The sequence below is a fragment of the Endozoicomonas sp. ALB032 genome, assembly GCF_049310125.1.
GTDB lineage: Bacteria > Pseudomonadota > Gammaproteobacteria > Pseudomonadales > Endozoicomonadaceae > Endozoicomonas_A.
Window position 1 is genome coordinate 5,667,585 of sequence record NZ_JBLYNW010000001.1, and the last position, 14,622, is coordinate 5,682,206.

General features: G+C 50.0%; 12 protein-coding genes. 3 read left to right on the forward strand and 9 right to left on the reverse strand.

From position 1 onward, the window contains the following. Nucleotides 1-4: 4 nt before the first annotated feature. Nucleotides 5-712, forward strand: coding sequence for a class I SAM-dependent methyltransferase (locus ACO6VG_RS20915; RefSeq protein ID WP_422134053.1), 708 nt, complete (start codon nt 5-7; stop codon nt 710-712). Between the two features lie 3 nt (nt 713-715). Here ACO6VG_RS20915 and ACO6VG_RS20920 read toward each other — a convergent pair whose 3' ends face one another. The 5 genes from ACO6VG_RS20920 to ACO6VG_RS20940 form a co-directional block, all read right to left on the reverse strand. Further along, nucleotides 716-1,030: a hypothetical protein gene (locus tag ACO6VG_RS20920; RefSeq protein WP_422134054.1), complete on the reverse strand. Its 315-nt coding sequence runs from the start codon at nt 1,028-1,030 to the stop codon at nt 716-718. 107 nt (nt 1,031-1,137) lie between these two features. Next, on the reverse strand, nt 1,138-2,415 hold the full coding sequence (locus tag ACO6VG_RS20925; RefSeq protein ID WP_422476313.1) for a replication-associated recombination protein A: 1,278 nt from the start codon (nt 2,413-2,415) through the stop codon (nt 1,138-1,140). Nucleotides 2,416-2,477: 62 nt separating this feature from the next. Continuing rightward, on the reverse strand, nt 2,478-3,191 hold the full coding sequence (lolA, locus tag ACO6VG_RS20930) for an outer membrane lipoprotein chaperone LolA (RefSeq protein WP_422475479.1): 714 nt from the start codon (nt 3,189-3,191) through the stop codon (nt 2,478-2,480). 6 nt (nt 3,192-3,197) lie between these two features. Further along, complete coding sequence (locus ACO6VG_RS20935; RefSeq protein ID WP_422475481.1) at nt 3,198-5,630, reverse strand: DNA translocase FtsK; 2,433 nt, start codon at nt 5,628-5,630, stop codon at nt 3,198-3,200. 113 nt (nt 5,631-5,743) lie between these two features. Continuing rightward, nucleotides 5,744-6,739, reverse strand: coding sequence for a C45 family autoproteolytic acyltransferase/hydolase (locus ACO6VG_RS20940; protein WP_422134057.1), 996 nt, complete (start codon nt 6,737-6,739; stop codon nt 5,744-5,746). 614 nt (nt 6,740-7,353) lie between these two features. On the opposite strand from ACO6VG_RS20940, the gene ACO6VG_RS20945 reads away from it, so the two are divergent. Then, nucleotides 7,354-7,659, forward strand: coding sequence for an RNA recognition motif domain-containing protein (locus ACO6VG_RS20945; protein ID WP_422134059.1), 306 nt, complete (start codon nt 7,354-7,356; stop codon nt 7,657-7,659). A gap of 286 nt (nt 7,660-7,945) precedes the next feature. Here ACO6VG_RS20945 and ACO6VG_RS20950 read toward each other — a convergent pair whose 3' ends face one another. Then, the gene (locus tag ACO6VG_RS20950) at nt 7,946-8,353 is read right to left on the reverse strand and encodes a hypothetical protein (protein ID WP_422475483.1); all 408 of its coding nucleotides are present in this window, start codon (nt 8,351-8,353) and stop codon (nt 7,946-7,948) included. 172 nt (nt 8,354-8,525) lie between these two features. Here ACO6VG_RS20950 and ACO6VG_RS20955 point away from each other — a divergent pair, with 172 nt between their 5' ends. Beyond that, nucleotides 8,526-9,422, forward strand: a complete 897-nt coding sequence (locus ACO6VG_RS20955) for a hypothetical protein (RefSeq protein WP_422475485.1) — start codon at nt 8,526-8,528, stop codon at nt 9,420-9,422. Between the two features lie 66 nt (nt 9,423-9,488). Here the strand turns inward: ACO6VG_RS20955 and ACO6VG_RS20960 are convergent, their stop codons facing one another. From ACO6VG_RS20960 to ACO6VG_RS20970, 3 genes are all read right to left on the reverse strand, one after another. Then, nucleotides 9,489-12,545 (reverse strand): efflux RND transporter permease subunit, encoded by a 3,057-nt coding sequence (locus ACO6VG_RS20960; protein WP_422475487.1) that lies wholly within the window; start codon nt 12,543-12,545, stop codon nt 9,489-9,491. Nucleotides 12,546-12,547: 2 nt separating this feature from the next. Continuing rightward, nucleotides 12,548-13,693 (reverse strand): efflux RND transporter periplasmic adaptor subunit, encoded by a 1,146-nt coding sequence (locus tag ACO6VG_RS20965; RefSeq protein ID WP_422134063.1) that lies wholly within the window; start codon nt 13,691-13,693, stop codon nt 12,548-12,550. 174 nt (nt 13,694-13,867) lie between these two features. Continuing rightward, a complete protein-coding gene (locus ACO6VG_RS20970) occupies nt 13,868-14,578 on the reverse strand; it encodes a TetR/AcrR family transcriptional regulator (protein ID WP_422475489.1) in 711 nt (236 codons plus the stop codon). Nucleotides 14,579-14,622 lie beyond the last annotated feature (44 nt).

The following is a 14,622-nucleotide window of genomic DNA, read 5'->3' on the forward strand; positions in this document are numbered from 1 at the left end:
GCCGATGAAACATCGTTCAGAAGTCGATATTTTTAATGAACAATGGCAGTGCTACCGCTGGCTGGTCGATAACAATGTCATGGGCCACCAGCAGCTGATGCGTCTTGCTACCCGTAAACTCATGCAGCACTACGGCGATCAAAAAGTAAATCTGCTTGATCTTGGCTGTGGCGATGCGTCACTGGCAGCAGAGATGACCAGAGAGCTATCGCTAACCTCTTACACGGCAGTCGATCTTGCTGAATCTGTTTTAGCCATGGCCAAAGAAAACATGCAAAAACCCGGTGTTGATTCACAGTTCTTTCTCAGTAATATTTTCGAACCCCTGCCAGGCAGAGGCTCCTACAACCTGATCTTCAGCAGTTTCGCCATTCATCATGGCTCCCTGTCGGAAAAACAGGCGCTTTTCTCGGAACTCAGGAACAAGGCAGACCCCAACAGCCTGTTTGTGATGATTGATGCCATCAGGCTTGATCAACAGAGTCGGGATCAATACATCGAAAAAGTTGGCCAGTACTTCAAAAGTATTTCGGAACTTCAGGGCGACTGGCAGAACCTTGTTCTGGATCACGTCAGCCAGTTCGACTTCCCGGAAAGTATTGCGCAGCTTTGTGAAATAGGTGAGCAGGCTCGGTGGCAGCTGCTGGATCACCAGATAGTGAAAGAGCTGCCGGACTATCCGGCAGCGATCATGGTTTTTCAGGCGATTTGAGTATTATCTGTAAACCGGTAGCGTCCCACTGAACCTGTCACTGCAGAAAGAAACAGACCCTGTGGTGATTTTACATTGGCGGTGAATACCCTTATCCGGAACAATAGCCGACCCGCTGTATTTTTGTTCACAACCAGAAACCCTTCCCTGAATGATTTCGCACTGACGGTAGGCACCATTATTTTCAATCACCGCTGCACCGGTATACTTGCCACCACATTGGCTGATCTGACCATGACTGATTGAGCAGGTGCGATATTCACCGGCAAGGGTTATGCCTGACATCAGCAGGCTGGACAGGAATATCCAGAACTTCATTTTAAATACCCGGGGAAACTTTGCGCTTGCAGAGTACCTTCATCATGTGTGAGGTTCATCGGGCCCCATGCTGGCTATCTTTCAGTTGTTACGAGAATCAGTATGGGTCAGTCTTCCTGACGTCGGCGAACAGGACTCTGCTGATCCCATTGTGCCAGTTTCTCGAGCTTCTCGCGAATTTTGATTTCCAGCCCACGATCATTAGGCTGGTAGTACTTTCGGGCCTCCATATTCTCTGGAAAATAGCATTCACCGGCTGCATAGGCATTGGGCTCGTCATGAGCATAGCGGTATTCAGAACCGTAGCCCAGGGATCCCATCAGCTGGGTGGGAGCATTTCTGAGATGGTGCGGAACGTCAAAGGAAGGGTTTCCTTTGACATCGGCCATCGCCGCCTTCCAGGCCAGATAGACGGCGTTACTCTTGGGCGCACAGGCACAATAAACCGTGGCATGGGCCAGAGCCAGCAACCCTTCCGGACTGCCCAGCCGCTCATAAGCCTGCCAAGCATTCATGGTCATCTCCAGCGCTCTTGGATCGGCATTGCCAATGTCTTCACTGGCAATCGCTACCAGTCTGCGAATGATATAGAGTGGATCAGCGCCACCATCCACCATTCTGGCAGCCCAGTAAAGTGCGGCATCGGGATCAGAACCTCTTACGGATTTATGAAAGGCTGATATCTGATCGTAAAATGCGTCACCGCCCTTATCGAAACGTCGGCCACTGTCGGCGAGAATCTCGGTCACCGTTGCCACTTTAATCTGGCCATCCTCACTGAGATCTGCCGCTACTTCCAGAGTATTCAGAACCCGTCTGGCATCGCCATCGCCATAACGAATCAGAATATCTTCAGCTTCAGGCTCCAGTGAAACAGGACTGCCCTTAAAACCCCGTTCGTCAGACAGAGCCTGATGGAGCACTTCTCTGAGCGCATCGTCCGTCAGCGGTTTTAATACATAAACCCGGGCCCTTGAGAGCAAGGCGTTGTTCAACTCAAAGGAAGGATTCTCGGTAGTAGCACCGATAAATGTGATAGTGCCATCTTCAATATGGGGCAGAAAAGCGTCCTGCTGGGACTTGTTAAAACGATGCACCTCATCCACAAACAAAATGGTTTTGCGCTGACGGGTCATCTGCTCATCCCGGGCTCTGGCGACCGCAGCCCGAATGTCTTTGACACCAGAGAGTACCGCAGACAGTGTTTCAAAGTGGGCATCGCAGACACCGGCAACCAACCGGGCCAGGGTTGTTTTCCCGACCCCCGGTGGCCCCCAGAAAATCATGGAGTGAATGGCACCCTGCTGCAAAGCTTCACGCAGAGGTTTGCCCCTGGCCAGAATATGCTCCTGTCCCAGGTACTCATCCAGATTGCGGGGCCTCATGCGCGCGGCAAGGGGCTCATATCGGGATGACTCGTCGTCAAACAAACCGGCAGAATACACAGCTAACCCTGGGTCTCATCAATGACATCAAAACCTTTGGGAGGTTTTACCTCAAACAGGCTGTCATTCAACTGAGTGTTTTCCTTCACCCCGGAGAACAGGATTCTGCGCTTGCCACCCAGAGAATCAGACAACTCAATAGCGCTTAGCCTCCCCTGGCGAAAATCAATATCCAGCTTCTCAAACAGGTCTGACTCCTCTCTGGGTGTCAGAGTGAATCTCTCATTGCGATCCTTGCTATAGACAGAAACCTTGTACTGTTTCAGCAACTCACGGGCATTCCCTGTCAGCAGTTTGGCTGGCGTATTGGCCCTGCGTGCATCCTGCTTCTGGATGATCACCTGCTGGAGTTCAGGGTCTACCATCCAGACTTTATTGCCCTGGGCAACGATCTCCTGTTCAAAAGGTTCCCTGGTAAGCCAGCGAAAAAGATCAGGACGTTTCATTTGCATCTCCCCGGATTCTGTCTTGGTACGACCATCAGAAGAGACCGCTTGCTGTTGAAAATGAGCACTCAGACTTTTTATGGACTGCAGTTTTTTGGCGAGAGCCTGAGAGGCTTTCTCATCGTTCAGCCCCTTGCTGACATCCAGCTTCTTGACTGGTTGAGCCTTCAGGGTAGTGGCTGAAACATTTTCCAGCGGGGTAGCCATGACCTGCGCTGAGACATTGAAAATAGCAGTAATTACAACCACTTGGGAAATTTTATTAAACACTCAACTTCAACCCTTCACGGGAGGTGGTGCGATCACCTCACGATTACCATTATGACCTGCCGGACTCACCACACCGGCTACTTCCATAGTTTCTATGATACGCGCAGCGCGGTTATAACCGATCTTTAATTTACGCTGCACTGACGAAATTGACGCCCTGCGGCTTTCAGTCACAAAAGCGACCGCTTCATCATACAGGGCATCCTGCTCTGAATCTTCATCCAGTCCACCACTGAAAGCACTGCCGTCAGAGGCCGTATCGGCACCACTGAGAACGGCTTCCACATAATCAGGTTTGCCCCGCTTCTTCCAGTCAGCAACCACCCGGTGCACTTCATCATCGCTGACAAAAGCACCGTGAACACGAATAGGAACACTGGTTCCCGGCGGCAGGTAGAGCATGTCGCCATGACCCAGCAATTGTTCTGCCCCACCCTGATCAATGATGGTGCGGGAGTCAATTTTACTGGACACCTGGAAACTGATTCGGGTCGGAACATTAGCTTTGATCAGGCCGGTAATGACATCCACCGAAGGACGCTGGGTTGCCAGTATCAAATGGATGCCCGCCGCACGGGCTTTCTGGGCAATCCGGGCAATCAGTTCTTCGACTTTCTTACCGACAATCATCATCATGTCAGCAAACTCATCCACCACCACGACAATGAACGGCAGTGATTCAAGCTCAGGGGCCAGATCACCAAGGGTCATGGCTTCATGGAATGGATCACGCAAAGGCTCGCCCGTAGCCGCCGCATCTTTGACCTTTTTGTTGTAGCCAGCAATATTCCTGACCCCCAGAGCCGCCATCAGCTTGTAGCGACGTTCCATTTCCGCCACACACCAGCGCAGGGCGTTGGCGGCTTCTTTCATGTCGGTCACTACGGGAGATAGCAAATGCGGAATACCGTCATAAATCGACAGTTCCAGCATTTTCGGGTCAATCATAATCAGACGAACGTCTTCCGGCCCGGATTTGAAGAGCATGGAGAGCAGCATGGCATTAACGCCAACCGACTTACCGGAACCGGTAGTCCCTGCCACCAGCAGGTGCGGCATTCTTGCCAGATCTACCACCACCGGCTGACCGGCAATATCATGTCCAAGCGCCAGACTGAGAGGGGATGCGGCTTGTTCGTAAGCTCTGGAAGCAATCAATTCTGCAAAGAACACCGTTTCCCGGTCGTCGTTGGGAATTTCGATGCCCATCACTGACTTGCCAGGAATCACTTCAACCACCCGGACACTGACCACAGCCAGAGAACGGGCAAGATCCCTGGCCAGATTGGAAATCTTGCTGGCCTTGACTCCGGGCGCAGGCTGAATCTCATAACGGGTAATCACCGGACCCGGATGCACAGCGACCACTTCAGCTTTAACACCAAAGTCTGCCAGCTTGGCTTCCAGCAGGCGGGAGACAATGTCCAGCTCTTCCTGGTTAATACCGTTGCCATGATCTTTGATTTTGTCGAGTAAGCCCACGCCGGGTAGTTCACCTTCCGGCGGTATTTCAATGGCATCTTCTATATCGGCTAAAGGGCTTTTCCCGGGCACGGCAATTTTGCCGAGTCTGGTGGGTTTTGATTCGGGCTCAGGAGCCGGGAGAACCACTACAGGCTCCTGACGCTGCCTTGGAGCAAAGTCGGCAGGCTCCGGCTCAGGCTGAGCGGCTTGAAAGGCTTCACGATCCCTTTCACGTAGCTCTTTCCAATCAGCGATGCGAGCCCGGATGATTGCAACCAACCGGATAATACCCCTGCCTGTTCTGGCAAAAGTTATCTTTAATAACCGCCCGATTGTATCCAGAACCTGAAACCATGACAGATGGGTGTATAAAGTGAATCCCACCAGAAAAATGGCCAGCAAAATCAATGTGCTACCGACCAGATTAAAAACAGGCAGTGACTGTTCCATAATCATGCGACCGAGAATACCACCGCTGCGGGCAGGCAAGCCTCTGCCGACTGTTTCCAGATGAATAGCAGCCAATGCTGCCCCTGTAGCCAGAGCCAGCAGTAATCCCAGTGAGCGCATAACAAACCAGCCGGGTTGCCAGCGCCAGGCACTGTATCGATATTGAAAAACCAGCACCGTTTTGATGACCAGCAGAACCGGTATCCACCAGGCAAATACACCAAACAGGGAAAACAGGACATCACTGAACCAGGCTCCCGCTCTGCCTGTGCTGTTTGCCACTTCTCCTTCATGGCCCACGTAGCTCCAGCCGGGATCTGTAGGGCTGTAAGAAAACAGCGCCAATGCAGTAAAAGCAGCCAGCACCAGCAGGAATAACATACCCGCTTCTCTCAGTCTCAGTACCAGAGCACTGGCTTCTTCAGTCCCTGCGCCAGAGTCCGCATCACGAATACCCGTTATGGCTTTGAGCATCGGCTTTTCTTTTGCGGCTCGCTTACGCTTCTTGGTGATCGGTTCGGACATTCGACTCCCGTTTAATCTCCTGACAGTCTCATCAATAGTTGCTCTGCGCGCAGAGCAGCTGACGGTTTATTTCAAGATACCATGCAACCCACACAGGGTCCCAGCATTGAATATTACGCCAGACGGTAACTCTCAAAACCCTGCTCAGGGTCGTGCCCCTCTCTCAACAACATTTGTCGTTTACCAAGATTCATTATCAGGGTCACCAGAGTTCCCGCATTTCCGGTCAGCTCATGATAACTGTAGGGCCTGAGAACCGGAAAAGGTTTTTCATTATTATCAAGCATTTGCATCATGGTCTTAAGGTTCAGTTGAGGGTTATACAGTAACCCATCCTCTAGCCGTTTGAGCCGGGTCTCAGTACACGGCTTTGATGAAGTTGGCTGGGCCTGGCCCGGCTGAAAGTAATGATTGGTATGCAGATAAGTAGCCTGTTCCGTGGATTGGAACCAGGGCTGATCAGGTGCCAACTCAACCGCTATGGTTTCATTTTTATCCGCGACCATAATGTGACTGGCCTTGCCTGCCCCGTGAGCCTCGATCAGGGAACGGGCCTCCTGAAGGCTTTGAGATTCCAGCAATGCTCTCAGTAAAATATGAACAGGTAAGCCGGTCAGTTTTCGAGTGGCGGGCAGAATATTCAGACAGACGCCCAGCCCCGCAGAGTTCATTCCGATTTTGGCCAGCATTCCCGGCTCGGTCATGGTCAGAAATCGATGACCGTTTTCGAGTTCAACATCTGCCAGGGCCAACTTGCCTGCAAGTGCTTCAGCCCAGTCCCAGTTTTGCCCTATCAGCCCCTGCCTTGGGAATGCGACAGAAGAACACTCAATGGGCGAGGACATAAGCTCACTGCGGGCGTTAATGCAATAAATCCAAAAAGGCTCAATGTCTGCGGCTTCGGCAATAGCATCCATCTCCACTTTATAGTGCGGTCTGAATGACAGAACTTTCTGCATCAGCAGATCAAGATGAGACTGTAAACGTTCCCTGTCTCTAAGAAAACGTGACCGGTAGTAATCCAGCACTGCGCTGATTTCATCGCGCATCTGCTCACCATGGATACGCCCCCGGTTTTTGGCTGATCCATTGAGCGCCAGTTTTTTCATCAATATGAGCCCCGAAATGTCCCGATTCATTAACAGCCCAATGCTCAATGGGCTTCCGTTGACGCTGCTGGTCTCGATTCTTGTGTCACTCTTCGTGGAAGATAACACAACAGAAAGCCAAGAAAAAAATCAGGATCATATGATTTCAGGAGTCGCTCCTGTATCAAAATCCCCGACAGAGAGTATCTTTCGATATTAAGCTATTGAGCCTTGCAGCTTTACCTTCACTGATGTCACTAAATATCATCCGTTTCAACTTCATACTTGACATAAAGCAATGAGGTTATAATCTGGATGCATGGCTTGGCTGACAGGCCATGATAATAATGATACTCATGACGTCAGAATATGGACTGTCTGGCTGCACTGAGTGCTCCGTTCACGAAAACCAGAACATTCAGGATATGATTCCGGAAACCCTGTGCAAAGAGGCCATTGGCCCCTCCCTTCATAACAACAAGAGAGATCAAAATGTTTCTGCCGGGTTTCTGCTGAAAGCCCTTAGATGTCGTCCTGAATTTAAATAATGATGCTGCCCAATGCCTTGTTCGAGCCAAATTGTGTGTCTCGATTCCGGGTTACAGTAGCTTTGGATAATTGGAGACCTATTTACCATGCAACAGAATAAACTGTTTATAGGTAACCTTCCTTTCAGCAGTGATGAAAGTGACCTTCAGCAAGCCTTCGAGCAATTTGGTGAGATCGATGAAATTCGCGTGATTACCGACAGGGAAACCGGTCGCTCCAGAGGTTTTGCATTTATTACTTTTGCAGAAAGTGATAACGCTCAATCTGCTTTAACTATGGATGGTAAAGAATTGAATGGCAGACCCCTTCGAGTCAATTTTGCTACCGAACGCAATGCTGGAAAGACCCGTGGCAAGTCCCGCAATCAAACTCCTACGAGAAACAATGTCTGATTAAGGCGACGAACCTGACAGGGAAACAGATCGGTCATTTAATTTCAGTACCCGATATGACAGTGATGAAAGCTATGCTTTCCGGGCACCTGGTCAGCTCTGGTTGGCTTCAATCAGAAGGGCCCGGGAAATGGTTCCCGGCTTCCCTGATCATGACCCTGTCTTTTTTCTCCAGAATTTTTCATCATTCCCTGCTGTCACTTCATCGGGTTGATGGGTATTTTTCTCGGCACTTGCAGATCCATCGCTCGTTGAATCTGCATTTGCGGTTGTTGAATGGCTTTTGCTATCGGGTTGAACCGGAATTACTGAATTCAGGAATGGGCACTCTTGAAGTGCTGCTACAGTTTTTATTCTGTGCCAAACCTAGCAGGTAATTGTAACGTTGACGAAAGGCATTAATTTCAATCTGCTCTGCCTGACTGAGGTCCATAAAGAACCAGGGAACCAAGAGAAACGCACCGGCCACCCCCAGGGTTACGTTTTTACCGGTTTTATCGGTCTTGGGAACCAGCCTTCTGATTTCCTCCTCGATAAAGACTATTTCGTTTTCCAGAGCTGCACAGGAGCGATTGATATCCCCGTACTGTCGTACAGCAACCGGATGTGCATTCCTGCCTGCACAGCCTGCCTGCAGCAGCGTGACGGCCAGTAGTGATAGACCGGCAATTCTATGACTATTTCTTAACAACATAATTTAATCTGAACACTCTAAAAAAAACCAGATATAGGTTAGACCAACAAAACGATACTTCGTTCACTCCTTACAAAAAAATAAATAAAAACCTCTTTCGCAAGCCTCATCCCTATCCACTTTTGCCGATACAAATCTAACGTCTCCCTGCAACTGATTAATGGATGTCCAGATGAATAATGTGATGAATAAAAAGTATTTGCTTTCCCTTGCTCTGGTTCTCTCTCCTGTCATACAAGCTAACCAAAAACCTATAAAACCGGTTGAACCCGTAAAGGCTGAAATGACCGTTGAATCTGCCACTCAACCCGAACTCTCAGATAAATCTCCTCTGCCACTGGTTTCTGCTGCGGTGCGCTATGGAATGATGGCCAGTGCTTATTTGAACAGCCCCAGTGGGATGGTGACAGAAGGCTATCGTTTTCAAATCAGAAGCCTCTACCTGTCTTATCTGAAAGAGATGCTGGCAAAGCCGGGTCATACCGTTGAAAAAATTAATGAGACACTGTTGGCACAGTGGATGATGAGGCTGGGCCGTGAAGGTTTTGGACCTGAGACACTCCTGAGTATCAAAAATGGCATGCAGGACAAACTGGCCGAGTGGAGCCAGAAAAGCCTGTCAGGACAGATTACGCCTTCCCTGGAGTCCACTGAAATCATGCCCAAACTCGAACAGCAGATTAAGGCCTGCAAGAGAATGACACCTCAACCCTCCAGCGATCCCGCCAAACGTCGCTCTTGCCACCAGGCAGAATCCCTGACCAGAGTTGAATCCAGTACACTGATCGACCCTGAATCGCTGAAAAGCGCCATGCTGAAATTGATTCCATCTTATGCCCAGGGATTAATAGATGTGTCCGGTCGTCCGTACTACCGGGCATTTATCACGTCGAAAGAAGATTTTCAGGGGAGCGTGAGCACTTTACTGAGCCAGGGTTACACTGCACGTCAGCTCGCTGAAATTCTGGAATTTGCTGGTGTGGATTATCCGGAGGTTTTTAACAACCTTTATTACTACGCCCTTCGAAATGACCAGAGTATTCATGAACCAGTCGTAACTCAAAACTGAACATCCTCCATAAAAAAAGGGCCGTGCTTATAAAAGTCACGGCTCGTTTTTTTGTCAGCAACTGCCCTATCCGTCGTATCGAACTCTGTAAAGCAGTGAATAAGTCACAGGCAGTACAATCAGTGTCAAAACGGTTGCAAAGCCGAGACCAAAGATAATAGTCACCGCCATTGAACTGAAGAAAGCATCAAACACCAGCGGTATCATACCCAGCATGGTGGTCAATGCAGCCATGCAAACCGGGCGTACCCTGCTGACAGAAGCATCAACAATGGACCTGGCAAGATTGCCGGTTTTCTCTTCTTCAATGTTGATTTGTTCCACCAGGACAATGCCATTCTTGATCAACATACCTGAAAGACTCAGTAAACCAAGCAGCGCTGTGAATGTGAAAGGCATATTCAGTAACAGCAAACCTGCCGACACCCCGATGACACCCAGAGGTACGGTAAACCAGATAGCCAGTGGCTGCCGAACTGTACTGAACAGCAAAACCGTAATAATAAACATTATCAGGTAACCCATCGGCAATGACTTAAAGATGCTGCCCTGGGCATTACTGGACATTTCGAATTCACCGCCCCATTCCAGGGTGTAACCTTCTGGCAGGCTGATGGACTCAATTTTATCCTTGAGCCTCAATCGAACCGATTCGGGGGTTTCACCTGTGAAGGGTCTTGCGTCTGCCATGACCGTGAGAACACGCTTCAGGTTACGACGCACAATCAGCGGATTTTCTGTAGCCGATTCGAAGCTGCTCACGACCTGAGCTACTGGCACAAAGGCATTACGCTCCTGGCTCCATACCTGAAGATCGGTCAGGGTATTGGCGTTCAGGCGTTCTTCCTCCGGAGCTCTGGCTATGATCGGCAACAGATGACTGCCATCCCGATACACACCCACCTGCTTGCCGGTAAAGTTCACCAGCAAGGCTTCATCCAGCGTCTGTTTTGAAATACCGCTTCGGCGGCCTGCCGCTTCATCAAACTGAGGACGGGCAATGGTAACCTGCTCTCTCCAGGACTGTCTCACGTCTACGGCTGAGGGCTCTTCCTCCATGATGGCCATGGCTTTGGCGCCCAGTTCCCGAAGAATAGCGGGGTCTGAGCCGTAGAACCTTGCTTCTATGTTGGCGGCGGGTGAAGGACCGTTCTGCAACAGCTTGAACTTGAATTCAATGCCCGGGTATTTGGCGTTCATAGCCTTTTCCATGGGACCAATCAGCGCTTTCATCCGATCCCTTTCATCGACCTCGATAATCAGCTGTCCGTAGCTGCTGTAACTCTTTTCCGGAGCATATGTCAGAATAAAACGCTGAGCCCCCCTGCCCATCACCGAAGTGACATTCACGACGCCCTCGTAAGTCAGTACATCCTGCTCAAGTTGCTTGATGGCTTCTTCAGTGGCACGAATATCACTGCCTTCCTGCATCCAGACATCGACAAAGAAGATCGGTGTATTTGAAGGAGGAAAGAAAGACTGCTTAACATAACCAAAACCGACAATGGCCGTGACCAGAGCGGCCACCGTCAATAACAGAGAAATAATTCTGTGCTTCAGGGCTTTGTTCAGAAACCAGCGATAAAAAGAGAACAGAGCGCCTTTATAGGGATCAGATTCACTGCCCACCATGGCCTCGGACGGTTCCTTGAATACCAGATGACAGAAAAAAGGTGTCAAAGTGAGAGCCAGAACCCAGCTGATCATCAGGGACAAAAACAGCACCTGAAACAGGGAAACCATGAAATCACCGGTGGTATCAGGTGACAGACCAATGGGCGCAAAGGCGATAATGGCAATCACTGTCGCGCCCAGCAAAGGCCACTGATTCTGAACCACCACCTGCCTGATGGCGTCCATTCGGGAAAGCCCTCTGTGCAAACCCACCAGAACCCCTTCGGTGACCACAATAGCATTATCCACCAGCATCCCCAGGGCAATGATCAATGCCCCGAGTGAAATAAGCTGCAAATCGACTCCCAGCAAGTTCATGCCGATGAAAGTGCCCAGAATGGTCAGCAACAGAATACCACCCATTAACAGACCGGAACGCAGACCCATGGCAAACAGCAAGACAACTATGACAATGGCAATAGCTTCAGCCAGACTGATCAGAAAGCCATTTACTGAAGCTCTGACCACTTCAGGCTGGTCATAGACAGTGGTAACATCGATCCCTACAGGCCGGCTTGACTCCAGTTCGGCCAGACGGGCATTAACGGCATCTCCCACATCCACTACGTTCACGCCCTTGGCAAATGAGATGCCCAGAGAAATTGCCTGCTCACCATTACTTCGATAAAGGTTTTGAGGCGTGTCATCAAAGGTAGTGTGAACATCAGCAATATCACCCAGGTAGATCAGTTCAGTGGTGCCGGGTGAACTGACCAGCAATTCTTTCAACTCACTGATGTCCCTGAACTCTCCCGTGGGATGAATACGTACCGAAAAGCCATCAATAAACATCTTTCCGGCATTGGACACAACATTCTGATTTTGGATCAAACTGAAGATATAGGCCGGATCGACACCCAGGGCGGCGGCTTTGGGCTGAGAAATCTCAATAACCACCTGTTCATCGACCGTACCCGCCAGGCTGACTTTCTTGACGCCGTCGACCAGAGAGAGTTCACGTTGAAGAAAGTCGCCATAACTTTCCAGCTCACGATAATTAAAGTCGCGGCCACTGATGTTCAGCATGATGCCAAAGACATCACTGAAGTTATCATTGACACTCGAAGGCAAGACACCCGGAGGCATAGACGACTGGGTATCATTGACCTTACTGCGAAGCTCATCCCATATTTGCGGCTGATCGCTGGCCGTGAACTCATCTTTCAGCTCTATCATGATCTGGGAGAGACCGGCACTGGAGACAGAATCGATATTCTTCACGTATTCCATCTCCAGAATGGCCCGTTCCAAAGGTAAAGTGACCTCTTCTTCAACCTGCTGGGGTGAAGCTCCGGGATACGCCGTGTTGACCATCGCCTGGGGAATCGGAAATTCCGGGAACTCCAACTTGCCCAGACCAAAGAAGGATACCGTACCGCCAATCAGCAGCAGGACCACAAACATCCAGCTGATCACTTTGTTTCGAATCGAATACTCAGCAATATTCATGCTTACAGCCCCCGCTCACGCTGCAGTGGCTTGACAGTCATGCCGGGGCGCAGCCGATTAACACCGGCTGAAACAATGCGCTCACCTTCTTTGAGCCCTGAAGTGACTTCGATACCCGACTGGAGAATGGTACCTGTGGTCACTGCAACCGGATTCACGGTGTTATTATGCTCATCGTATATCCAGACCTGCTCCCTGCCGCTGGTATTGTCTTTCAAAACCGCCGACAGAGGCACAATAAAGTGCTGACCGCCGTTGCTTCCCGGTGAAACTTTTGCCAAATCCATTGTCAGGGTTGCGCCCATGCCGGGATAAACCGTTAAGTCTTCAGGAATAGGCATGGTGAAAACGGCTTCATAGGACTGGGTACCGGGGCTCACTCTGGTGGCGTGCTCTTTGTAACTGACTTTGTATTCCGTACCGGGTCTTCCGGCAAAAGTGACCGTCGGCTGATAGCTGAAATCCACCTCCTCTTCCCGGACATTGGCGACAATACTCTCCGGAACCTGAATACTGACATCCAGGGTATTGCTGCCCTCCAGAATAAGAATGGCCTGCTGCGCCTGAACAAACTGATAATTCTCTACCAGAGTCTGGGCAACCCGACCATCAAACGGCGCCTTGAGTACAGAGTACTTCAATTTATCCCTGGCCAACTCCAGGGCGGCTCTGGCTGACTTGAGTTTGGCGTTGGAGTTATCCAGCTCGGACTGAGAGACCACTTTTTTCTGATAGAGCGATTTAATCCGTTTATTGTCCGTTTCTGCCAGATCAAAATCTGCCTGTCGGGCAGCCAGCTCATTGCGAATATCACGGTCGTCCAGCCTGGCCAGCAACTGCCCTTTCTTAACCTCTTCAGCCTGTTTGACAGGAAACTCCACCAGTTCACCGGGAATACGGAAAGAAATCTCGGCTTCCTTGCTGGCATAGACCTTGGCCGGAAACTGTCGTAAGTTGCCGGCATTGGAATCTTCCACCTTGAACAGCTTCACTGGACGAGTCACCACTTTCTGTTCTTCCTGTGGCTGCGAGCAACCTGAAAGAACCAGAACCGCAGCGACCAGTGAGGTCAGAAGGAATGGCGAGTAACCCAACTTGTTGTTATTGATTGAAGCCTTACCTTTGGGCAGGCTGAACATCGATTTCATAAACTTTCTCCCTCGCGGACACAGGGCATCCCAACCCCGAATATCATTCGCAAAACAGCCTAAAAAATCCCCTGCGTGAGGGGATCAACATAAACAGCAATAAGCAAAGAAAAACACTCTGTGCCAGCTGCACATTTCAGAAATGGCAAATCAAACCGTGTTAAAGTAAGACTTTCAGTAGTCTGCTTCAAGGACTGTATAGCTAGTCACAACGCCCACCAGCTGATTAAGCCGTGATCTGGGAACGACAGAATGAAGATTCCAACCCGCCAGATAACGTTCAATATTTGACAAGTGCAGATCCACTCCGTCGTCTTCTCGAAAGTCTGCATTGAAAACGCCAAAGCCTGACTCCTTAATCTGATAAAGACCGCAGGACAAGCCCCAAAGCCCCATCAACAGCTCAGCAACCAGCGCATCAGAAACGTCTTCATAGCCATTCTCAACAAGCGTCAGCCGAACCAGAGCCCTGAGCTGATTGTCAATATAGTTACCCAACTCATTCATGGCATTGCTGCGATTGGCAGAGGCTCTTTGCCAGATACTCGGGTTCATGGCCAGCTGACTGAGTGAAAAGTGCTCCGGATTATCCTGATTCACTTGCCAGAGGCAGAGACAGATCATGACCATCTTTTCGACTGAAGCCAGATCCGTATCCAGAACACGATGCAGGACCTGAATTTTTTGCCGGGCCAGAAAATAAGCGCACCCCAGAAGCAGATCTTCTTTACTGGAGAAATGAGAATAGATGGCTCCCATGGAGCACTCTGCCGCCTGGGCAACATCGGACATTCGCAGATCGAGGAAACTTTTCTCTTTCATCAGAAGGAGTGTGGCAGCAACGATCTCGGCTTCTCTCTGAATACGTTTCTGCTGTCTGGACATAAGGACGCTAATACTTGGAAATAAAAACGAATAATATTCGTTTT